This window comes from Streptomyces sp. NPDC001373, assembly GCF_042895815.1.
GTDB lineage: Bacteria > Actinomycetota > Actinomycetes > Streptomycetales > Streptomycetaceae > Streptomyces.
In genome coordinates, this window is sequence record NZ_JBIAWQ010000025.1 from 59,751 (window position 1) to 80,958 (window position 21,208).

Consider the following 21,208-nt stretch of genomic DNA (forward strand, 5'->3'; position numbering starts at 1 on the left):
CGCGGAGGATCCGTCACCGCGATGGAGCGGTGCTCGAAGGGCTCTCGCACCCGCTCCCGCGGCCGGGGGGACCACCGGTCCTCCATCGGATGTCGAGCGGCGGTCGACAGGATCGGGGAGACACCCACGTGAGAGGCGACCATGATCAACTTGTTTCAGCCCCAGGTCGGGGACGAGGAACTCGACGCGGTCGCCGGGGTGTTCCACGACCGCAGGCTCGGCAGCGGACGGCGCACGGCGGCCTTCGAGACGGCCTTCGCCGAACACCTGGGCATCGAACCCGACCACGTCGTGTTCACCAGCTCCGGCACCACCGCCCTGCACCTGGCCGTCGAGACCCTCGACCTCCAGGAGGGCGACGAGGTCGTCCTGCCGTCGCTGGGCCTGCCCGCCACCGCCGAGGCCGTGGCCGGACGCGGCGGCCGCCCCGTCTTCTGCGACGTGGACCGCCGCACCCTCAACCCGTCCCTGGAGGACGTCGAGGCCGCCCTCACCGACCGCACCCGCGCAGTCCTCTTCCTCCACTACGGCGGCCGCACGGGCGACATCGTCCGCATCGCGGCGCGCTGCCGGGAACTGGGCCTCGCCCTGATCGAGGACGGGGCCTGTTCCGTCGCCTCCCGCGCCGACGGCCGGCCCGCCGGCACCTTCGGCGACCTCGCCGTGTGGAGCTTCGACCCGGGCCGGGTACTGGTCACCGGCGACGGCGGCATGGTCTACGCGAAGGACCCCGAACGGGCCGCCCGCACCCGCCTGCTCGCCCGGCGCGGCCTGGTCCGCGCCAGCGGCTTCGGCCACGCCACCCTGCCCGGCGAGCCGGACCTGCCCGAGTACGGCCGCGGGATCGCCGGCAACGACCTGACCGCCGCGATCGGCTCCGTGCAGCTGCGCCGGCTCCCCGAGATGGTGGAGCGGCGCCGCGAGATCGCCGCCCGCTACGACCGGGAGCTCGCGGGGACCCGGGGGCTGCTGACGCCCCCGCCGCTGCCCGAGGGCCACGAGTCCACGGACTGCCTGTACTGGGTCCAGCTGGACCCCGCCATCAAGGACGGGGTCGTCGCCGACCTGCTGGCCGAGGAGATCTACACGACCTCCCACCACGCGCCCCTGCACCGGTTCCGGGCCGACGGGGAGCCTCCCGCGGCCCCGCTGCCCTCCTGCGACTGGGCGGTGGACCGCACCGTGCGCCTGCCCCTGCACCCCGGGCTCAGCGACGCGGACGTGGCCACCGTCATCGACGCGCTGCGCAGGTCGGTGGGGTCGCGGATCGCCGACCGTACCGACGAAGGACTCACCGTGAAGGACACCCCATGAACCGACGCGTCGTCATCACCGGGATCGGCGTGGTCGCACCCGGGGGAGTGGGCACCAAGGCGTACTGGGCCCGGCTCACCTCCGGGCGGACCGCGACCCGTGCCATCAGCCTCTTCGACGCCACCGGCTTCCGCTCGCGGATCGCCGCCGAGGCCGACTTCGACCCGCTCGCCCACGGGTTCACCCCCGAGGAGGCCGCCCGCCTCGACCGGGCCGCGCAGTTCGCGCTGGTCAGCGCCGAGGAGGCGGTCCGCGACAGCGGGCTCGACACCGCCGCCCTGGACCCGGCGCGCACCGGCGTCACCCTGGGCAGCGCGGTGGGCTGCACCACCGGCCTGGACACCGAGTACAAGGCGGTGAGCCGGGGCGGCTCCACCTGGCAGGTCGACCACACCCTCGCCGTGCCGCATCTGTTCGACTACTTCGTACCCAGCTCGATGGCGGCCGAGGTGGCCTGGCGCGTCGGCGCCCAGGGACCGGTCTCCATGGTCTCCACCGGCTGCACCTCCGGCCTCGACTCCATCGGCCACGCCGTGGAGCTGATCCGTGAGGGCAGCGCCGACGTGATGGTCACCGGCGCCACCGAGGCCCCGATCTCCCCGATCACCGTGGCCTGCTTCGACGCCATCAAGGCCACCTCGCCCAGCAACGACCACCCGGAGACCGCCTCCCGGCCCTTCGACGCCACCCGCAACGGGTTCGTCCTCGGCGAGGGCTCCGCGATCCTCGTCCTGGAGGAGCTGGAGAGCGCGCGCCGGCGCGGCGCCCACGTCTACGCGGAGATCGCCGGGTTCGCCAGCCGAGGCAACGCCTACCACATGACCGGTCTGAAGGCCGAGGGCCGCGAGATGGCCGAGGCCATCACCGTCGCCCTCGACGAGGCCCGCCTGCCCGCCACCGCCGTCGACTACGTCAACGCCCACGGCTCCGGCACCAAGCAGAACGACCGGCACGAGACCGCCGCCTTCAAGCGCAGCCTCGGACAGCACGCCTACGAGACCCCGGTCAGCTCCATCAAGTCGATGATCGGGCACTCGCTGGGCGCCATCGGCTCCCTGGAGGTGGCCGCCAGCGCCCTGGCCATCGAGCACAACACGGTCCCGCCGACCGCGAACCTGCACCACCCCGACCCCGGCTGCGACCTGGACTACATCCCGCTGACCGCCCGGGAGCACCGCACGGACACCGTGCTCAGCGTCGGCAGCGGCTTCGGCGGCTTCCAGAGCGCCATGATCCTGACCCGCCCCCGCCTGGGAGCCGCCGCATGAGCACGCAGACCGAAGCCGCCCCCGTCCCCGCCCCCATGGACACGGTGTCGGCCGCCTCCGCCGCCCCCGTGATCACCGGGATCGGCGTGGCCGCCCCGAACGGCCTGGGCACGCAGGCGTGGTGGAGCGCGGTCCTGCGCGGCGAGAGCGGCATCCGCCCGCTCACCCGGTTCGACGCCGGACCTTACCCGGCGAAGCTGGCCGGCGAGGTCCGGGGCTTCGACGCCGCCGAGCACCTGCCCGGCCGGCTGCTGCCGCAGACCGACCAGGTCACCCGGCTCGCCCTCACCGCCGCCGACGAGGCCCTCGCCGACGCCGGGGTGGACCCGGCCGAGCTGCCCGACTACGCGGCCGGCGTGATCACCGCCAGCTCGGCCGGCGGCTACGAGTTCGGGCAGCGCGAGCTCCAGGCCCTGTGGAGCAAGGGCGGCCAGTACGTCAGCGCGTACCAGTCCTTCGCCTGGTTCTACGCGGTCAACAGCGGCCAGATCTCCATCAGGAACGGGATGCGCGGCCCCAACAGCGTCCTCGTCAGCGAGCAGGCCGGCGGCCTCGACGCGGTGGCCCAGGCCCGCCGCCAGCTCCGCAAGGGCGTCCGGCTGGTCGTCACCGGCGGCATGGACTCCTCCCTCTGCCCCTGGGGCTGGGCCGCCCACCTGGCCTCCGGCGAGCTCAGCACCTCCGAGGACCCCGAGCGCGCCTACCTGCCCTTCGCCGAGGAGGCCGGTGGGCACGTCGTCGGCGAGGGCGGGGCGCTGCTCGTCCTGGAGGACGCGGCCGCCGCCCGCGAACGCGGCGCCCGCCCCTACGGGGAGGTCGCCGGGTACGCCGCCACCTTCGACCCGCCGCCCGGTTCGGGCGGCGCGCCCCGGCTGCGCGACGCCGCCGCGCTGGCCTTGCGCGAGGCCGGGCTGGCCCCCGCCGACGTGGACGTGGTCTTCGCCGACGCGGCCGGGCGGCGCGGGGCCGACCGCGCCGAGGCGCAGGCCCTCGCCGAGCTGTTCGGGGAGTACGGGGTCCCGGTCACCGCGCCCAAGACCATGACGGGCCGGCTCGCCGCGGGCGGCGCCTCCCTCGACCTGGCCGCGGCCCTGCTCTCGCTGCGCGACGGGGTGATCCCGCCGACCGTCCACACCGGTCCGCCCGCCGCGGACTGCCCCGTCGACCTGGTGACCGGGGTGCGCCGGCCCGACCGGCTGCGCACGGCGCTGGTCCTGGCGCGGGGCCGGGGCGGCTTCAACGCGGCCATGGTGGTCCGGGGACGGTGAGCGGCAGCGGCGGTGGGCCCCGGATGGAGGAGGTGGCCGAGCAGGTCTGGGCCTACCTCCAGCCCGACGGCGGCTGGTGCCTCAACAACGCGGGGCTGATCGGCGCGGGCGAGCGGCCCGTGCTGGTCGACACGGCCGCCACCGAGGCCCGTACGCGGGCCCTGAAGGAGGCGGCCGCACGGACCGTCCCGCACGCTCCGCGCTTCGTGGTGAACACCCACGCGCACGGCGACCACACGTTCGGAAACCGGTTCTTCGCCGACCGGGCCCTGGTCGTCGCGCACGAGGCGGCGCGCGCCGAGATGGCGCTCGCCGGACTGCACCTGACGGGCCTGTGGCCTGACGTCCCCTGGGGCGAGGTCCGGGTGGAGCTGCCCGGGCTGACCTTCCGCGACCGGCTCACCCTGGACGCGGGGGACTTCCCGGTGGAGCTGGTCCACCCGGGCACCGCGCACACCTCCGGCGACACGGTGGTGTGGCTGCCGCGGCAGCGGGTGCTGTTCACCGGGGACGTCGTGATGTCCGGAGCCACGCCGTTCTGCCTGACCGGCTCGGTCTCCGGCACGCTCGCCGTCGTCGAGCGGCTGCGCGCCCTCGGCCCGCGGACCGTCGTCCCGGGCCACGGGCCGGTCGGCGGCCCCGAGCTGCTCGACGACACCGCCGGCTACCTGCGCCGGGTGCAGCGGCTGGCCGCCGAGGGGCTCGCGGCGGGGCTGACCCCGCTGGAGACCGCGCGGGAGGCCGGACCGGGCCCGTACGCGGGGCTGCTCGACGCCGAGCGGCTGGTGCCCAACCTGCACCGGGCCTTCGCCGAGGCGGCGGGTGCGGCGCCGGGGCACCCCCTCGACGTCGAGCGGATGTTCCGGGAGATGGTCGAGTTCCACGGCGGACTGCCCGCCTGCGCCGCCTGAGGGCGGTGCGGACGGGCAGTGCGGAGGCGTCGGTGCGGGAGCCGCTAGTCGGTGCCGGACTCCATCGCGGCGCGGTCCAGCAGCTCCTCGTCGGCGGAGACCTCGCCGCGCGAGGCGATGGCCTCGGCGCCGCCCTCCGGCATCTCCGGCATGGTGCCGATCAGCCCGGTCGCGGCCGCCTGGGCGGCGCCGACGGCGGGGCTGCCGCTGCCGATCAGGCCGAGCACCGCGTACTGCTCCAGCTTGGCGCGGGAGTCGGCGATGTCGAGGTTGCGCATGGTCAGCTGGCCGATGCGGTCCACCGGGCCGAAGGCCGAGTCCTCGGTGCGCTCCATGGAGAGCTTGTCCGGGTGGTAGCTGAACGCCGGGCCCTGGGTGTCGAGGATCGAGTAGTCCTCGCCGCGCCGCAGCCGCAGGGTCACCTCGCCGGTGACGGCCGCGCCGACCCAGCGCTGGAGGGACTCGCGGACCATCAGGGCCTGCGGGTCCAGCCAGCGGCCCTCGTACATCAGCCGGCCGAGGCGGCGGCCCTCGTTGTGGTACTGGGCGAGGGTGTCCTCGTTGTGGATGGCGTTGACCAGGCGCTCGTACGCGGCGTGCAGCAGGGCCATGCCCGGTGCCTCGTAGATGCCGCGGCTCTTCGCCTCGATGATCCGGTTCTCGATCTGGTCCGACATGCCCATGCCGTGCCGGCCGCCGATGGCGTTGGCCTCCATGACCAGGTCGACGGCGGAGGCGAACTGCTTGCCGTTGATCGTGACCGGGCGGCCCTGCTCGAAGCCGACGGTCACGTCCTCGGCGGCGATCTCGACCGAGGGGTCCCAGAAGCGGACGCCCATGATCGGCTCGACGGTCTCCAGGCCCGTGTCCAGGTGTTCCAGGGTCTTGGCCTCGTGCGTGGCGCCCCAGATGTTGGCGTCGGTGGAGTACGCCTTCTCCGTGCTGTCCCGGTAGGGGAGGCCGTGGGCCAGCAGCCACTCCGACATCTCCTTGCGGCCGCCGAGCTCGGTGACGAAGGCCGCGTCCAGCCAGGGCTTGTAGATCCGCAGGTGCGGGTTGGCGAGCAGGCCGTACCGGTAGAACCGCTCGATGTCGTTGCCCTTGAAGGTCGATCCGTCGCCCCAGATCTGGACGTCGTCCTCCAGCATCGCCCGCACCAGCAGGGTGCCGGTGACGGCGCGGCCGAGCGGGGTGGTGTTGAAGTAGGCGCGGCCGCCGGAGCGGATGTGGAACGCGCCGCAGGTCAGTGCGGCCAGGCCCTCCTCGACCAGCGCCGCGCGGCAGTCGACCAGGCGTGCGATCTCCGCGCCGTAGGCCTGGGCACGCCCGGGCACCGAGGCGATGTCGGGCTCGTCGTACTGGCCGATGTCGGCGGTGTAGGTGCACGGGACGGCGCCCTTGTCGCGCATCCACGCGACCGCGACGGAGGTGTCGAGTCCGCCGGAGAAGGCGATGCCGACGCGCTCGCCGACGGGAAGGGAGGTGAGGACCTTAGACATGGGATGAGTATGCAGAATCATGCATGATCATGCAAACCCAGGGTTCCGTTTCGGCGCGTGCCGCGCGCCCGCGGGCGTTAACGGCGTTAACGTCGTCAACGCCGGAAGCGGTTGATCGCCTCCAGGTGCCGGGCGCGCATCTCGTGGTCGCGGACCCCCAGGCCCTCCCGCGGGGCCAGCGCGAGGACGCCGACCTTGCCGTGATGCAGGTTGCGGTGGACGTCGTACGCCGCCTGGCCCGTCTGCTCCAGCGGGTAGACCTTCGAGAGGGTGGGATGGATCTTCCCCTTGACGACCAGCCGGTTCGCCTCCCAGGCCTCGCGGTAGTTCGCGAAGTGCGAGCCGATGATCCGCTTCAGCGACATCCACAGGTAGCGGTTGTCGTACTCGTGCCGGAAGCCCGAGGTGGAGGCACAGGTGACGATCGTGCCGCCCTTGCGGGCGACGTAGACGCTCGCGCCGAAGGTCTCGCGGCCCGGGTGCTCGAAGACGATGTCCACGTCCTCGCCGCCGGTCAGCTCCCGGATGCGCCGCCCGAAGCGCTTCCACTCGCGAGGGTCCTGGTTCTCCCCGTCCTTCCAGAACCGGTAGTCCTCGGCGCTGCGGTCGATCACCGCCTCGGCGCCCATCGCACGGCAGATGCCGGCCTTCTCCGGGGACGAGACGACGCAGACCGGGTGGGCGCCGCCGGCCAGCGCCAGCTGCGTCGCGTACGAGCCGAGGCCGCCGCTCGCACCCCAGATCAGGACGTTGTCGCCCTGCTTCATGCCGGCGCCGTTGCGGGAGACCAGCTGGCGGTAGGCGGTCGAGTTGACCAGGCCCGGGGAGGCCGCCTCCTCCCAGGTCAGGTGCTCGGGCTTGGGCATCAGCTGGTTGGACTTGACGAGGGCGAGCTCGGCCAGACCGCCGAAATTGGTCTCGAAGCCCCAGATCCGCTGCTCCGGGTCGAGCATCGTGTCCCCGTGGCCGTCCGCGGACTCCAGCTCCACCGACAGGCAGTGCGCGACCACCCGGTCGCCCGCCCTCCAGCGGTTCACGCCCGGCCCGGTGCGCAGCACCACGCCCGCCAGGTCCGAGCCCAGCACGTGGTACGGGAGGTCGTGGCGGCGGGTGAGCTCCGAGAGGCGGCCGTAGCGCTCCAGGAAGCCGAAGGTCGGCAGCGGCTCGAAGATCGAGCTCCAGACGGTGTTGTAGTTGATCGCGCTCGCCATCACCGCGACCAGCGCCTCGCCCGGCCCCGGCTCCGGCGTCGGCACCTCCTGGAGGTGCAGGGACTTGCGCGGGTCCTTCTGCGCCGAGGGGATCCCCGCGAACATGTCCGTCTCGTCCCGGCGCACCACGCTGCCCCGGTACGACTCCGGCAGCGGCAGCGCCGCGAAGTCGGCCTGCCGGGCGTCCTCGGAGAGCAGGGCCTTGACGATCTCGTCCACGTGGGTTCCCTTGCGACGGTACGGATGCGGCGGGGCCGGGGCGTGCGGGCGGACCTCCGACGCGCGTGCAGGCAGGCTCCGCCCCCGGGGTCGAGGGCCGCCGGAGGAACGGTCGAGAGCGGCGGGATCGAGTTCCCTTCGAAGCGGCCTCAACCGGATGTGCGGACCGTGATGCGTCGGGATCAGGGATCAGCCCGCTCAGGAGGACGCGCCGTGCCGATCTACAGCCTCACCCCCCGCCGCCCGCAGCCGCTGCGCCGCAGGGAACTCCCGCTCGACGGACTGCTGCGCCGGGCCGCGGAACGCGACCCCGCCGCCTGCGCGGTCCGCACCTCCCACGGAACGCGGACGTTTGCCGAACTCGACGCCCGTGCCGACCGCTACGCCGCCTACCTGGAGCACGCCCTCGGCCGGCGCGGGGCCCGCGTCGGGGTCGCCAACACCCTCGACGAGGAGTTCGTCGCCGCCTACTACGGCACCGTACGCAGCGGCAACACCGTCGTCCTCCTCAACCCCCTGGTCCGGGCGGCAGGACTGCGCCGCATGTGCGAGGTGGCCGGGGTGGAGATCGCCTTCGTGCCCACCGCCGCCGCCGAGCTGCTCGTCAAGACCGCCGACCGGCTGCCGCTGCTGCGCGAGATCGTCGTCACCGACGCCCCCGACGGGATCGTGCCCGCCGACGCCCTGCCCCTGGCCGTGGCCCTGGACGGAGCCCCGCGGACCGGCCCCCGCCCGGACGCCCCCGCGGAACCGGACGCCGTGGTGTGCATCCAGTTCACCACCGGCACGACCGGCCGGCCCAAGGGCGTCCTGCTGACCCACCGCAACCTGCTCGCCAACGCCGCCCAGACAGCGGCCGCGCACCGGCTCGACTCCGGCTCGGTCACCCTCAACCACCTGCCGCTCTACCAGCCGATGCACCTCAACTCGGCCGTCCTCGCGGGCGCCTGCCAGGTCCTGTGCCCCGCCCCGCGCCCGGCCGCCGCCCTCGCCCTGGCCGCCCGCACCGGCGCCACCCACCTCTACACCCTGCCCGCCCGGCTGCACCAGCTCGCCGCCGACCTGCGCCACGCCGAGCTCCCCGGCGCCGTGGACCTCCCCGGCTTCCCCCTCCCCTCCCCGCCCGACCTCGACCGGCTCACCGCCGTCCTCTCCGGCGGCAGCGCCCTCGCCCCGGCGGACGCCCGGCTGCTGACGGAGCGGCTCGGCGTCCCCGTCCTCCAGGGCTACGGTCTGGTCGAGTTCGCCCCGCTCACCCACACCCAGCGCCCCGGCGAGGACACCGGCGGCTCCGGTTCCGTCGGCACCCCCGTCCCCGGCACCGCCTGCCGCGTCGTCCACCCCGGCACCGGTGCCCCGCTCGGCCCCGGCGAGACCGGCGAGGTGCAGCTGAGGGGACCGCAGCTGATGGCCGGCTACCTCGGCGAGAGCGGGCCGCCCACCGGTGAGGACGGCTGGTTCCCCACCCAGGACGTCGGCCGCATCGGCCCGGACGGGGAACTCCACCTCGTCGACCGGCTCGACGACGTCTTCTCGTACGACGGCGAACTCGTCTCGCCCACGGCCGTCGAATCCGTCCTCGCCGCCGACCCCCGCGTCGCCGACAGCGTCGTCGTCGGCTGGCCCGACCCGGTCCACGGAGCCGTCGTCTGGCTCGGACTCGTCCTGCACCACCCGACCGCGCCCGGCCTGCTCGACGTCCTCGACTCGATCGTGGAGACGGCCAACGAACAGCTCGGCCCGCACGAGCAGATCCGCCGGGTCGAGGTCCTCGGTGCCGTGCCCCGCACCCCGGCCGGGAAGCCCGAGCGGCGCGCCCTGCGCCGCGAGCTGTGCCACCGGGCGCAGGCCGAAGCCTCGCTCTGAGGCCCCGCCGGGCCCCGGACGGCCCCGCGAGGGCCCGTGGACGGCCCGTACAGCCGGGGTCCAGGGCCCTTCGAGCGGAGCTCCGCCGGCCCGCGCGAAGTTGGTGGGCATAAGCAGAGAGGTGTGAGCCGATGTCAGGTGAGCGTGTGCAGCACACGTCGTACTCGGTGGACGTGGCCGCCCCCGCGGGCGTGGTCTACGCGCTGCTCGCGGACACGACCCAGTGGCCGCTGTTCGTCCCGCCCAGCATCCACGTGGAGCGGCTGGACTTCGACGGGACCCGCGACCGCTTCGGGATGTGGGCCACCGCCGGCGGGACCGTCACGTCCTGGGTGTCCCGGCGCTCCCTGGACCCCGCGCGGCGGACCATCGACTTCCACCAGGAGGTCCCGGCGCCCCCGGCCACCGCCATGAGCGGACGCTGGGAGGTCGCCGAACTGGGCGGCGGGTGCTCGCGCCTGACCCTGCACCACCGGTTCGAGGTGGCCGACGGGGACCGGGCCGGAGCCCGCTGGCTCGCCGAGGCCACCGACGGCAACAGCCGCGCCGAACTGGAGCAGCTGAAGCGGACCGCCGAGCAGTGGTCCGCCCTGGACGGCCTCCTGCTGTCCTTCGAGGACTCGGTACGCGTCCAGGGACCGCCCGAGTTCGTCTACGACTTCCTGTACCGGGCCGAGGACTGGCCCCTCCACCTGCCCGAGATCACCCGCGCACAGGTGTCCGAACACCGCACGGGCGTCCAGCTGCTGGACCTCGCCACCCGCGCCGCCGACGGCACCGCCGACACCTGCGAGTCCGTCCGCGTCTGCCTGCCCCACGCCGGCCGGATCGTCTACAAGCGCACCCGCACCCCCCGGCTGCTCGCCGCGCATACCGGCGAATGGTCGGTGGACCCCGACGAGACCGGCGTCACCGCCGTCGCCAGCCACCGCGTCCTGCTGCGCCCCGAGGACATCGAGCCGGTCCTCGGCCCGGGCGCCGACCTCGCCCAGGCCCGCGACCACGTACGCCGCAGCCTGGGCGGCACCTGCACCCGCATCCTGCACCTCGCCCGGCGGCACGCCGAGACCGCCGTCCCGACCCTGAGCGCGAGGCGGTGACCGGCCGCCCCGGCGACGGCCGGCGCCCGGCCCCGGCGGCGCGGGCCCTCGCCGCCCCCCGGCCGCGGGTTTACCCCGGCGCCCCGCTCCAGGTCGACGTCCTCCTCGACGGACTCACCCACCCGGGCCGGGGCCTGCACACCGGGCAGCTGCACTGGCGCCTGCACGGGCCGTTCGACGCCGAGCGGTTCACCCGCGCCTGGCAGACCGTCACCGACCAGGAGGCGGTCCTGCGCACCGCGCTCGCCCCGGCCGCGTCCGGACCCGGCCTGCCCGGCTTCGCCGTCCACCCGGCCGCCGGCCCGCTGATCGTCCGCCACCGCGCGGGCGGCGCCCCATGGGAGGCCCTGCTCGCCGCCGAGCGGATGCGCGAGTTCGACCTGACCCGGCCCGACCCGCTGCGGATCGCCCTCCTGGAGGAGTCCGACGGCTCGACCCGGGTCCTGCTCACCTACCACCGGGCGTTCCTCGACCCGGCGAGCGCGGAGCACCTCGTCCGCTCCTTCCACCGCGCCCACGCCGCCGACGGCCGGCCCCGGGGCGGCGAACGCCGTCCCGACCTGCGCGACCACCTCCAGTGGATCGGCTCCCGGGACCAGGCCCCCGCCCGCGCGTACTGGGCGGACGCCGCCCCGCCCGCGGGCTCCGCCACTCTGCCAGCCGGCGACCGCGGCCGCCCCACGCACCAGCGCGGGCACGGCCGGACCCGGCAGCGGCTGACCCCGGCCGAAGCGGCCCGGCTGCGCGCCTGGGCCGCCGCCCGGGGCGCCGCCGAGAGCACCGCCCTCCAGGCCGTGTGGGCGCTGCTTCTGTACCGCGCGCACGGCGGGCCCGGCACGCACATGCTGCCGGTGGCCTTCGCCGCCGCCGTGTCCGGCCGGGGCATCCCCCTCGACGGGGCCGACCGGCTGCCCGGCCCGCTGCTGGGCGCGCTCCCCGTGGCCGTGGAGGTCCGCCCCGGAGCCACCCTGTCCGCGCTGCTCGCGGACCTCACCGGCCGGGCCGTCGACCTCGCCGCCTACGAATGGGTCTCGGCCGGGCAGGTGCACCGCTGGTCGGGCCGCGACCCGTACGAGCCGCTCACCGAATCGGCGCTGACGTTCCTCCCGCCGCGGGAACCCCGGCAGCCCGCGGCCCCGGCGGTGCCGTTCCCGGAGGCGGCGGGAGCCGGCCGCGGGGCGGCCGGTGCGTCCGACGCCGGTCCCGTGGAGGCCTGGGAGGCCTCCACGGGGACGCCACTGGCGCTCATCGCCCGGCACGACGCGGACGGCGGGCTGCTGCTGACGCTCGTCCACGACCGGACGCGGATCGCCGACGGCGACGCCGACGAGATCCTCTGGCAGACCACCCGCCTGCTGCGGGTCCTCCCGGCCGAGGCCGGCCCCGGCACCACCGTCGCCGAGGCGCTGCGGGTGCTCGACGGGATGCCCGTGCCCCTGGCGGCCCCGCGCCCCGACCCCGCGCCCCGCACCCTGCGCGCGGCCGCCGCCCCCGGCAGCGGGCTGGTCTGCCTGCTGCGCCCGCCCGGCGCGCCCGAGGACTGCTACGACGGCCTCGCGCGGGGCGGGCGCGGAACGCGGGCCCTGCTGTCCGTGGCCCCGGGGGTCGCGGCCGCCCTGACCGCGCTGGCCCCCGCCCTGGCCGCCGGGGTGCCCGTCGTGCTCGGCGGGTACCCGGAGGTGGAGGGCCTCGCGCACGAGGTCGCCCGGCGGGTCGCCGCCCACGGCTGGAGCCGGCCGCCGGTCGCGGTCGCCGCCACCGGCCGCGACCTCGCCGGAGCCCTGACCGCCGCCGGACGCAAGAGGATCCAGCCGGATTCGAGCGGTTCCTGACCGATTTCCGAGCGCGGGCGTGGACGGTGGGAAGGCCCTGCCGCCCGCCAGGACGCAGCGCAGAGGGGAGCAGACCCGTGCCGACACCCGACCTTCCGGAACTGCCGCGACTGCCGCACCTGCCACTGGACGGACTGCTGCGCCGTGCGGCCCTGCGCGCCCCCGGTGCCCCGGCCCTGCGCGTCGGCGCCCGGACGCTCACCTTCGGCGAGCTCGACGCCCGCGCCGACCGGATCGCGGCCTACCTGGAGTGCTCGGTGGGCCGCCGCGGGGCCCGCGTGGCCGTCGTCAACACCCTCGACGCCGAGTTCGCCGCCGCCTACTACGCCACCGTCCGCAGCGGGAACACCGTCGTCGTCCTCAACCCGCTGCTCTCGCCCGCCCGGACGGCGAAGGTGCTCGCCGCGGCCGGCGCCGAGCTGGCCTTCGCGCCGCGGGCCGTCGCCGAGACGCTGTGCGCGCTGCCCGACCGGCCGGAGAGCCTGTCCCTGGTCCTGGTCACCGGGGCGGAGGACGGCCCGCTGCCCGATGCCGCCGTCCCCCTGGACCTCGTCCTCGATGCCGTCGCCCCGGCCGCCGGGTCCGGCGCCCCGCGCCCGGACGTCACCGTCGACCTCGACGCCGAGGCCTGCGTGCAGTTCACGACGGGCACCACCGCCAGCCCCAAGGGCGTCCGGCTGACCCACCGCAACCTGGTCGCCAACGCCGTCCAGACCGCCCTCGCCCACCGCCTCGGCGAGGACTCCACCACCCTCGTCCACCTGCCGCTGTACCAGCCGATGCACCTCAACTCGGCCGTCTACGCGGGCGCCTGCCAGGTCCTGTGCCCCGACCCCGACCCGCTCGCCTCCTTCGCCCTCGCCGAACGGGCCGGCGCCACCCACTACTACGCGCTGCCCGCCCGCCTCCACCGCCTGGCCGCCGACGAGCGGCTGCGCGGCGGCGGGCCCCTGCCGGGCCTGCCCGCCGGCCCCCGGCTGACCGCCGTCCTGTCGGGCGGCAGCGCCCTGGACCCGGCCGTCGCCCGCACCCTCGCCGAACGGCTCGGTGTCCCCGTCGTCCAGGGCTACGGCATGACCGAGCTCTCCCCGCTCACCCACTGCCAGCGCCCCGACGACCCCACCGGCACCGGCTCGGTCGGCGCCCCCGTGGCCGGCACCGGATGCCGCGTCGTCCACCCCGACACGGGCGTCCCCCTGGCCCCCGGGGAGAGCGGCGAGGTGCAGGTGCGCGGCCCCCAGCTGATGGCCGGCTACCTCGGCCGCGACGAGCCCGCCGCCGGGCCCGACGGCTGGTTCTCCACCGGCGACGTCGGCCGGATCGGCCCGGGCGGGGAGCTGTTCCTCGTCGACCGGCTCGGGGACGTCTTCCTCCACGACGGGGAACTCGTCTCGCCCAGCGCCGTCGAGCGGGTCCTCGGCTGCGACCCCCGGGTCGCCGAGTGCGCGGTCGTCGGCTGGCCCGACGCCGTGCACGGGGCCGTCACCTGGGCCGGGATCGTCCTGCGGGACCAGGGCGCCGAGGGGGCCGACCCCGCGCCCGTACTGGAACAGATCGCCGCGCGCGCCAACGAACGCCTCGCGCCCTACGAGCGCATCCGGCGCGTCGAGGCCATCGACGCCGTCCCGCGCACCCCCGTCGGCAAGCCGGTACGGGGCACGCTGCGCCGCAGCGTCCGCACCCGCGCGGCCGCCGAGGCGACCGTCTGACCGCCACGTCCACCCTTCCGCCACCCCTCACGAAGGAGCGCCCGTCATGGTGACCTACGTCAACAAACTGAACGTCCACGGCGACCTCGTCCGCTTCCTCGACGCCAAGAGCCGCATGACCCGCTTCGTCAGCGCCCAGCCCGGATGCGTCAGCCACCAGACCCTGCGCCTGGTCGGCACCGCCAACTTCTTCGTGGAACTCTCCGTCTGGGAGGACACGGCGGCGCACCGCGCCGCCGTGTCCAGCGAGGGCTTCCGCGAACTGGCCCGGGAGCTCGCCGTCCTCGCCACCCGTGAGCAGGGCCTGTACGAGGCGCTCCCCGAGGTTCCCGCCACCGCCGCCTGACCGGGGATCGAGCCGCGTTCCAGCCGGACTCCAGTACGGCGGGACAACGTCGAGACCGCACCGACCGCACGACCAGGAGCATGTCCATGCGAATGTCCTCACCCACCGCGTCCCGGGTGCACTCCCAGCTCACGCTGGACGAGGTCACCAAACGCTATGACGACCACGTCGTGCTGGACCGGGTGTCGCTCACGGTCAAACCCGGTGAGAAGGCGGGCGTCATCGGCGACAACGGCTCGGGCAAGTCCACGCTCCTGCGGCTGATCGCGGGGGTGGAGGACGCCGACAACGGCGAGCTGACCGTCACCGCCCCCGGCGGCGTCGGCCACCTCCCGCAGCGCCTGGAACTGCCCGCCGGGGCCACCGTCCGCGACGTCCTGGACCAGGCGTTCGCGGACCTGCGGGACGTGGAGCGCCGCCTCCACGCGGCGGAGGACGCCCTCGTCGACGACGACCCGCGGCTCCTGGAGGAGTACGGGGACCTGCTCGCCGAGTTCGAGGCGCGCGGCGGCTACGAGGCCGACGCCCGTGCCGACGCAGCCCTGCACGGCCTGGGCCTGCCCCACCTGGACCGCGACCGGGCCGTCGACACCCTGTCCGGCGGCGAGCGCTCCCGCCTCGCCCTGGCCGCCACCCTGGCCGCCGCCCCCGAGCTGCTGCTTCTCGACGAGCCGACCAACGACCTGGACGACCAGGCCGTGGACTGGCTGGAGAAGCGGCTCCAGGACCACCGCGGGACCGTCGTCGTCATCACGCACGACCGGGCCTTCCTGGAGGCGGTGACCTCCACCATCCTGGAGGTGGACCCCGACACCCACACCGTCAACCGGTACGGCAACGGCTACCAGGGCTACCTCACCGCCAAGGCCGCCGCCCGCGCCCGCTGGGAGCAGGAGTACGAGGACCACCTCCAGGAGATCGCCCGCCAGGAGAAGCTCGCCGAGAACGCCGGCCGGATGCTCGCCGCCATCGCCAAGAAGGGCCCCTGGGCCTTCAGCGGCTCCGAGCACCACCGGGCCCGCTCCTCGTCCTCGGCCACCTCCGGCAAGGCCCGCAACGCCAACGAGCGCCTGCGCCGGCTCCGCGAGAACCCCGTGCCGCCGCCGCCCGAGCCGTTGCGCTTCACCGCCTCCCTCGCCCTCGGCGAGGACTCCGCCCCCGCGGCGGAGCAGGGCGCGCTGACCGAGCTCGCGGACGTCGAGGTGGCCGGCCGGCTGAAGATCGGCACCCTGTCGATCGCGCCGGGCGAACGGCTGCTGATCACCGGGCCGAACGGGGCCGGCAAGAGCACCCTGCTGCGCGTCCTGGCCGGGGACATCGAACCCGACCGGGGCACCGTGCGCCGGGCCGCGCACATCGGCTGGCTGCGCCAGGACGAAACGCCCAAGCACCCCCGCCGCTCGGTCCTCGCCGAGTTCGCGGAGGGCCGCCCCGGCCACCCCGACGAGTACGCCGAACAGCTGCTGGCGCTGGGCCTGTTCCGGGAGCAGGAGCTGGAACTGCCGGTGGGGTCCCTGTCGGTGGGCCAGCGCCGCCGCATCGACGTGGCCCGCCTGGTGACCCGCCCGGTGGACCTGCTGCTGCTCGACGAGCCGACGAACCACCTGTCGCCGCTGCTGGTGGAGGAGATGGAGGAGGCCCTGGCCCAGTACACCGGCGCCGTGGTCACCGTCACCCACGACCGGCGGATGCGCCGCGGGTTCCGGGGCTCGCACCTGGAGCTGGAGGGCGGCCTCGCCCTCACACGCTGACGCACACCGCCGCCCCCCGGACCTCGTCCAGCAGCCCGGCCTGCCGCCTCGACTCCGCGTCGAGCAGCGGCAGGCCGGGCCGTGCCGGGGCGGGGGAGGCGACGGCGGCGGCGAAGAAGGCGAGGACGGCCTCGAAGTGGTCCTCCGCCGGGACGTGGATCTCCCTGGTCTGCGTGCCGGTCCGCAGGAGGACGACGGGGGAGTGGTCGGGCGCCGTCGTGTACACGTGCTCGACGGACAGGGTGCCGGCGCTGCCCTGGACCTCGTACCAGGACCGGTAGTGGTGCTCCATCCCCCACCGCACCTGCGCGGTCGCGCCGTCGGGCGCGGTGAGCAGGGCGGAGCCCGACAGGTCGACGCCGCGGCGTCCGTCGTGGCGCAGCACCGCCCCGGCCACCGTGAGGTCCGTGCCGAGGAGGCGGAGGGCGGCGCGCAGCGGGTAGACGCCGTTGTCGAGGAGGGCGCCGCCGCCCAGCGCGGGGTCGTAGCGGGTGTCGCCGTCCGGCCGGGGCGGGATGGTGAACGCGGCGGACACCGCGCGGAGGGTGCCGAGGACGCCCGTGCCGAGCAGCCCGGCGACCGTCCGCTGGGTGGCGTGGTGGAGAAACATGAAGTTCTCCAGCAGCACCAGCCCCCTCCGCCCGGCGAGCGCGAACAGCCGCCGCGCGTCCGCCCCGTTCGTCGCCAGGGGCTTCTCCACGAGGACGTGCTTGCCGGCCTCCAGCGCCCGCTCGGCCCAGTGGGCGTGCAGCATCGTCGGCAGGCACACGTAGACGGCGTCGACGTCGGGGCGGGCCAGCAGCCCCTCGTACGAGGCGGCGCGCTCCCCGCCGAAGCGGGCCGCGAACGCGGCCGCGCGGGCGGGGTCCCGGGCCGCGACGGCGGCGAGCGCCGCTCCGGGGGTACGGGCCAGCGCGGGCAGGGTGCGGCGGGCGGCGATGTCGCCGCAGCCGAGCAGGCCGAGGCGCAGGGGGGCGGGCATGGGCGTCCTCGGGGGTGCGGGGTGCGGGGCTCCGGGCCGGAGCGGGTGCCTGGGCGGGGGTGTTCAGTACAGGGTGTGGGCGCAGACGACGAGCGTGCGCAGCTCGACGTCGAGGTGGTTGCCGTACGCCAGCAGCTCGGTGAGCTGGGCGAAGGTCAGCCAGGCGAAGTCCTCGGGCAGGTCCTCGCCGAAGTCCTCGCCGGCCTCGACGATCACGTACCGGTTCTCGGCGTGGTGGAAGCGGCCGCCCTCCTCGGACTGCACCGCGTCGTAGCGGACCCGGCCGGCGGGCGCCGCCAGCACGTCCGCGAGGAACGGCGGGAACGGCTCGCGGCCCGGCCCGGTGTGGTCGGCCGGCCGACAGTGCACGGTCGGGGCGAGTTCGGCGACGTTGAGGTGGCCGACGTCCACGCGGGCCTGCACGAGGGCGTGCAGGACGCCGCCGGCGGGCTTCACCACGAGCGCCATCAGACCGGGCACCTGCGGCTGGATCAGCGGCTGGCTCCAGGAGGCCACCTCGCGGTTGCTGGCGGAGACGTCGGCGCCGATGACCCGGAAGCGGCGGCCGCCGGTGTGGCCGATCTCGCGCGCGGTGCGCAGCCAGCCGTCCTCGGCGACCTCGTCCAGCGGGACCCGCCGCTGGACCAGTTCCCGCCGGGCGCGGATCCCGGTCAGCCAGCTGAGGATCTCCGCGGTGGTGTGCCGGGCGGGCGCCGACGCGTCGTGGAAGGAGCGCAGCACCGGCGTGGCGGGGCCGTCCCCGTCCGAGGCGCCGGCGGTCGGCAGGCAGGCGAGGATCGAACGGGTGTCCATGTTCACCACGTTGTCCAGCCGCAGCAGTTGGAGCAGCTGGCCGAGGGTCAGCCAGCGGAAGTCCGGGCCCGTCTCGACGTCCTCGTCGATCTCCACGACCATGTTGCGGTTGCGTTTGGCGAGGAACCAGTCGGCCTGCTCGGACTGGAGGGCGTCGACGAGCACCCGGGCCCGCCCGCGCTCCAGGAACAGGTCCAGGTACGGGATCCCGCGCCCCCGGTGCACTCCGGTGAAGTTGCTGCGGGTGGCCTGCACGGTCGGGGAGAGCTGGAGCGTGTTGACGTTGCCCGGCTCCATCTTGGCCTGCATCAGGAAGTGGAGCACGCCGTCGATCTCCCGCGCGACGATGCCCAGCAGGCCGATCTCCGGCTGCACGATGATCGGCTGCTTCCAGCCGCGCGCGGGCAGGCCGTCGGCGTGCACGTGGAGGCCCTCCACGGAGAAGAACCGGCCCGACTCGTGCCGCAGGTTGCCGGTGTCCGCCTCGAAGTACCAGCCGCGCAGCTCGGCGAACGGGACCGGGGTCACCCGGAAGTCGCCCGCCCGGGCCTGCCGGGCCAGCCAGCCCGGCACCCCGTCGACGGGCATGACCGGACTGTCGGGCGTACGGGCCGACAGCAGCACGCGGCGTGCGGTGTCCGCCCGGTCGGCGGCCGCGGCCGCCCGGGGCGCGGCGGTGGTCTCAGAGGGCATCGGCCAGGGCCCCCTCGATGACGGCGCGGACCTCGTCCGGGCGCTCGTTGAGGAAGAAGTGCCCGCCGGGCAGCACGCACACCCCGAACGGGCCGGCCGCCACCTCCGACCAGCGGCAGGCGTCCCGTACGGGCACGTTCGGGTCGCGGTCGCCGGTCAGCACCGTCACCGGGGTCCGCAGGGCCTCCCCCGGCCGGTACCGGTACGCGCCGGCCAGCCCGTAGTCGCTGCGCAGGGCGGGCAGCACCATCCGCAGCAGCTCCTCGTCCCGCAGCACCGCCGGCTCGGTGCCCTGCAGGCGGGCGATCATCGAGATCAGGGCCCGGTCGTCCAGCAGGTGCCCGGTGTCGCGGCGCGGCACGGTCGGCGCCCGGCGGCCCGAGAGGAACAGGTGGACGGGCCGCTCCCCGAGCCCGGCGAGCCGGCGGGCCGTCTCGAAGGCGAGGGTGGCGCCCAGGCTGTGCCCGAACAGGGCGAACGGCCGGCCGGTCCACTGCCGCAGTTCGGGCAGCAGCCCCTCCACGAGCTCCTCGACGCTCCGGGCGAAGGGCTCCGCGCGGCGCTCCTGGCGGCCCGGGTACTGCACGGCCAGCACCTCGATGCCCAGCGGCGCCAGGGAGGAGGCGAGCGGGAGGCAGGAGCTCGCCGAGCCACCGGCGTGGGGGAAGCACACCAGCCGCACGGCCGCGGCCTGGAGCGGGCGGAAGCGGCGCAGCCACGCGTCGGAGACGGGCGCCGGGGCGCGTGTGGCGGTGGGCGTGGTCACGGGCGGATCAGCTCCTCGGGCGGGTCTGGCGTCAGGAGTGCGGCGCGGTGCGCGGGTGCGGCGGTGCGGCGGGGGCGTAGCGGGGCAGCCGGCCGGACGCCAGGACCTCGGCGAGCGAGGGCGCCGCCGCGTCCTTCGGGGAGCGGACGGGCGGCCCGGTCAGCCCCCAGGGCAGGGCCAGGTCCGGGTCCAGCGCGTCGAGGTCGGTCATCGCCCCCGGCACGTACTCGGCGGACAGCAGGTAGGTGACGCAGGAGCCGTCCTCCAGGGCGAGGAAGGCGTGCCCGATGCTGCCGGGCAGGTACAGGGAGACGCCGTCCCCGGCGTCGAGCCGGGTCATCGCGTACCGGCCGAAGGTGGGGGAGCCCACCCGCAGGTCGACCATGAAGTCGAGGACCGAGCCGCGCACGCAGGTGACCAGTTTGCTCGCGTCGCCGGGCACGTCCCCGACGTGGATGCCGCGCAGGGTGCCCCGGCGGGAGACGGAGCTGTTGACCTGGCGGACGGTGAACGGCAGGCCCGTCTCCTCGGTCAGCCGGCTGTACCGGGCCGTCTCGTAGAAGTGGCCGCGCTCGTCCTCGTGGCGCTGCGGGAAGATCCGGTACGCGCCGGGCAGCTCCGTCTCATCGATCCGCACGCGCGCCACCCCCGCCCGTCGCCGTGGCCGCGGGGACGGCGGCCGCCTTCAGCGGCTCCCACCAGGCGCGGTTCTCCCGGTACCAGGCGACCGTGTCGGCCAGCCCCCGCTCGAAGGGCACGCGCGGGGTGTACCCGAGCTCGGCGGAGATCTTCGCGATGTCCACCGAGTAGCGGCGGTCGTGGCCGGCCCGGTCCGCGACCCTCCGCACGGCCGAGGCGTCCCGCCCGCACAGTTCCAGCAGCCGCTCGGTCAGTTCCGTGTTGGTCAGCTCGGTGCCGCCGCCGATGTTGTACACCTCGCCGGGCCGGCCCTTCACCGCGACCAGCGCGATGCCCCGGCAGTGGTCGTCCACGTGCAGCCAGTCGCGGCTGTTGCCGCCGTCCCCGTACAGCGGGACGCCGAGACCGTCCACCAGGTTGGTGGTGAACAGCGGGACCACCTTCTCCGGGAACTGGTACGGCCCGTAGTTGTTGGAGCAGCGCGTCACGCACACCTCCAGCCCGTGCGTGCGGTGGAAGGCCAGCGCCAGCAGGTCGGAGGACGCCTTGGACGCCGCGTACGGGGAGTTGGGCGCCAGCGGGTGCTCCTCGGGCCAGGAGCCCTCGGGGATCGACCCGTACACCTCGTCGGTGGAGACGTGCACGAACCGGCCCACCCCGGCGTCCACCGCCGCCTGGAGCAGTGTCTGCGTGCCGAGCACATTGGTCCGTACGAACGCCGACGCGTCGGCGATCGACCGGTCCACGTGCGACTCGGCGGCGAAGTGCACGACCAGGTCGGTGCCCGCCATCAGCTCCGCGACCAGCGCGGCGTCGCAGATGTCGCCGTGGACGAACTCCAGCCGCGGGTGCCCGGCCACCGGGTCCAGGTTGGCGGGGTTCCCCGCGTAGGTGAGGGCGTCCAGCACCACCACCTCGCCCCCGGCGAGGTCCGGGTAGGCGCCGGACAGCAGCTCTCTGACGAAGTGCGAGCCGATGAAGCCCGCACCTCCGGTGACCAGGACGCGCATCGCGAAGGGGC

17 protein-coding genes are annotated in these 21,208 nt (G+C 75.2%); 10 read left to right on the forward strand and 7 right to left on the reverse strand.

Features of this window, described 5'->3' with window-relative positions:
• The first annotated feature begins 141 nt into the window (after positions 1-141).
• Genes ACFY15_RS33490 through ACFY15_RS33505 form a run of 4 tightly spaced genes read left to right on the forward strand, consistent with a single transcriptional unit; the run spans position 142 to position 4,761 of the window.
• On the forward strand, positions 142-1,314 hold the full coding sequence (locus ACFY15_RS33490) for a DegT/DnrJ/EryC1/StrS family aminotransferase (protein WP_390691486.1): 1,173 nt from the start codon (positions 142-144) through the stop codon (positions 1,312-1,314).
• Entirely contained in the window at positions 1,311-2,582 is a 1,272-nt protein-coding gene (locus ACFY15_RS33495) for a beta-ketoacyl-[acyl-carrier-protein] synthase family protein (RefSeq protein ID WP_390691487.1), read from the forward strand. Before ACFY15_RS33490 ends, ACFY15_RS33495 begins: the two co-directional genes overlap by 4 nt.
• On the forward strand, positions 2,579-3,850 hold the full coding sequence (locus ACFY15_RS33500; RefSeq protein ID WP_390691488.1) for a ketosynthase chain-length factor: 1,272 nt from the start codon (positions 2,579-2,581) through the stop codon (positions 3,848-3,850). Before ACFY15_RS33495 ends, ACFY15_RS33500 begins: the two co-directional genes overlap by 4 nt.
• A gap of 23 nt (positions 3,851-3,873) precedes the next feature.
• Positions 3,874-4,761, forward strand: a complete 888-nt coding sequence (locus ACFY15_RS33505; RefSeq protein WP_390691507.1) for an MBL fold metallo-hydrolase — start codon at positions 3,874-3,876, stop codon at positions 4,759-4,761.
• Positions 4,762-4,805: 44 nt separating this feature from the next.
• Here ACFY15_RS33505 and argG read toward each other — a convergent pair whose 3' ends face one another.
• Both argG and ccrA read right to left on the reverse strand, forming a co-directional pair.
• Entirely contained in the window at positions 4,806-6,260 is a 1,455-nt protein-coding gene (gene argG, locus ACFY15_RS33510) for an argininosuccinate synthase (RefSeq protein WP_390691489.1), read from the reverse strand.
• Between the two features lie 95 nt (positions 6,261-6,355).
• Positions 6,356-7,690, reverse strand: coding sequence for a crotonyl-CoA carboxylase/reductase (gene ccrA / locus ACFY15_RS33515; RefSeq protein ID WP_390691490.1), 1,335 nt, complete (start codon positions 7,688-7,690; stop codon positions 6,356-6,358).
• A gap of 213 nt (positions 7,691-7,903) precedes the next feature.
• On the opposite strand from ccrA, the gene ACFY15_RS33520 reads away from it, so the two are divergent.
• From ACFY15_RS33520 to abc-f, 6 genes are all read left to right on the forward strand, one after another.
• Positions 7,904-9,556, forward strand: a complete 1,653-nt coding sequence (locus ACFY15_RS33520; protein ID WP_390691491.1) for an AMP-binding protein — start codon at positions 7,904-7,906, stop codon at positions 9,554-9,556.
• 131 nt (positions 9,557-9,687) lie between these two features.
• Positions 9,688-10,656 (forward strand): aromatase/cyclase, encoded by a 969-nt coding sequence (locus tag ACFY15_RS33525; RefSeq protein ID WP_390826695.1) that lies wholly within the window; start codon positions 9,688-9,690, stop codon positions 10,654-10,656.
• Positions 10,653-12,488 (forward strand): condensation domain-containing protein, encoded by a 1,836-nt coding sequence (locus tag ACFY15_RS33530; RefSeq protein WP_390826696.1) that lies wholly within the window; start codon positions 10,653-10,655, stop codon positions 12,486-12,488. The genes ACFY15_RS33525 and ACFY15_RS33530 overlap by 4 nt, the downstream gene beginning before the upstream one ends.
• A 77-nt stretch (positions 12,489-12,565) precedes the next feature.
• The gene (locus ACFY15_RS33535; protein ID WP_390826697.1) at positions 12,566-14,197 is read left to right on the forward strand and encodes a class I adenylate-forming enzyme family protein; all 1,632 of its coding nucleotides are present in this window, start codon (positions 12,566-12,568) and stop codon (positions 14,195-14,197) included.
• Positions 14,198-14,243: 46 nt separating this feature from the next.
• Positions 14,244-14,543, forward strand: a complete 300-nt coding sequence (locus tag ACFY15_RS33540; RefSeq protein ID WP_390691495.1) for an antibiotic biosynthesis monooxygenase family protein — start codon at positions 14,244-14,246, stop codon at positions 14,541-14,543.
• A gap of 92 nt (positions 14,544-14,635) precedes the next feature.
• Complete coding sequence (gene abc-f, locus ACFY15_RS33545; protein WP_390826700.1) at positions 14,636-16,294, forward strand: ribosomal protection-like ABC-F family protein; 1,659 nt, start codon at positions 14,636-14,638, stop codon at positions 16,292-16,294.
• On the opposite strand, the gene ACFY15_RS33550 is transcribed toward abc-f, so the two are convergent.
• The 5 genes from ACFY15_RS33550 to rfbB form a co-directional block, all read right to left on the reverse strand.
• Complete coding sequence (locus ACFY15_RS33550; protein ID WP_390691496.1) at positions 16,284-17,276, reverse strand: Gfo/Idh/MocA family protein; 993 nt, start codon at positions 17,274-17,276, stop codon at positions 16,284-16,286. The two genes, abc-f and ACFY15_RS33550, sit on opposite strands and share 11 nt — an antisense overlap.
• Positions 17,277-17,339: 63 nt before the next feature.
• A complete protein-coding gene (locus ACFY15_RS33555) occupies positions 17,340-18,782 on the reverse strand; it encodes an NDP-hexose 2,3-dehydratase family protein (RefSeq protein WP_390826698.1) in 1,443 nt (480 codons plus the stop codon).
• Complete coding sequence (locus ACFY15_RS33560; protein ID WP_390691498.1) at positions 18,772-19,548, reverse strand: thioesterase II family protein; 777 nt, start codon at positions 19,546-19,548, stop codon at positions 18,772-18,774. Before ACFY15_RS33560 ends, ACFY15_RS33555 begins: the two co-directional genes overlap by 11 nt.
• A gap of 31 nt (positions 19,549-19,579) precedes the next feature.
• On the reverse strand, positions 19,580-20,185 hold the full coding sequence (locus ACFY15_RS33565; protein WP_390691499.1) for a dTDP-4-dehydrorhamnose 3,5-epimerase family protein: 606 nt from the start codon (positions 20,183-20,185) through the stop codon (positions 19,580-19,582).
• Positions 20,172-21,197 (reverse strand): dTDP-glucose 4,6-dehydratase, encoded by a 1,026-nt coding sequence (gene rfbB / locus ACFY15_RS33570; RefSeq protein WP_390691500.1) that lies wholly within the window; start codon positions 21,195-21,197, stop codon positions 20,172-20,174. The genes ACFY15_RS33565 and rfbB overlap by 14 nt, the downstream gene beginning before the upstream one ends.
• Positions 21,198-21,208 lie beyond the last annotated feature (11 nt).

What these genes read in the sequence shown, in the direction of transcription:
- ACFY15_RS33505 (WP_390691507.1), top strand. Translation starts at nt 3,874, where the DNA reads ATGGAGGAGGTGGCCGAGCAGGTCTGGGCCTACCTCCAGCCCGACGGC.
- ACFY15_RS33540 (WP_390691495.1), top strand. Translation starts at nt 14,244, where the DNA reads ATGGTGACCTACGTCAACAAACTGAACGTCCACGGCGACCTCGTCCGC.
- argG (WP_390691489.1), bottom strand. Translation starts at nt 6,260, where the DNA reads ATGTCTAAGGTCCTCACCTCCCTTCCCGTCGGCGAGCGCGTCGGCATC.
- ACFY15_RS33555 (WP_390826698.1), bottom strand. Translation starts at nt 18,782, where the DNA reads ATGCCCTCTGAGACCACCGCCGCGCCCCGGGCGGCCGCGGCCGCCGAC.
- ACFY15_RS33525 (WP_390826695.1), top strand. Translation starts at nt 9,688, where the DNA reads ATGTCAGGTGAGCGTGTGCAGCACACGTCGTACTCGGTGGACGTGGCC.
- ACFY15_RS33500 (WP_390691488.1), top strand. Translation starts at nt 2,579, where the DNA reads ATGAGCACGCAGACCGAAGCCGCCCCCGTCCCCGCCCCCATGGACACG.
- ACFY15_RS33495 (WP_390691487.1), top strand. Translation starts at nt 1,311, where the DNA reads ATGAACCGACGCGTCGTCATCACCGGGATCGGCGTGGTCGCACCCGGG.
- rfbB (WP_390691500.1), bottom strand. Translation starts at nt 21,197, where the DNA reads ATGCGCGTCCTGGTCACCGGAGGTGCGGGCTTCATCGGCTCGCACTTC.
- abc-f (WP_390826700.1), top strand. Translation starts at nt 14,636, where the DNA reads ATGTCCTCACCCACCGCGTCCCGGGTGCACTCCCAGCTCACGCTGGAC.
- ACFY15_RS33490 (WP_390691486.1), top strand. Translation starts at nt 142, where the DNA reads ATGATCAACTTGTTTCAGCCCCAGGTCGGGGACGAGGAACTCGACGCG.
- ACFY15_RS33550 (WP_390691496.1), bottom strand. Translation starts at nt 17,276, where the DNA reads ATGCCCGCCCCCCTGCGCCTCGGCCTGCTCGGCTGCGGCGACATCGCC.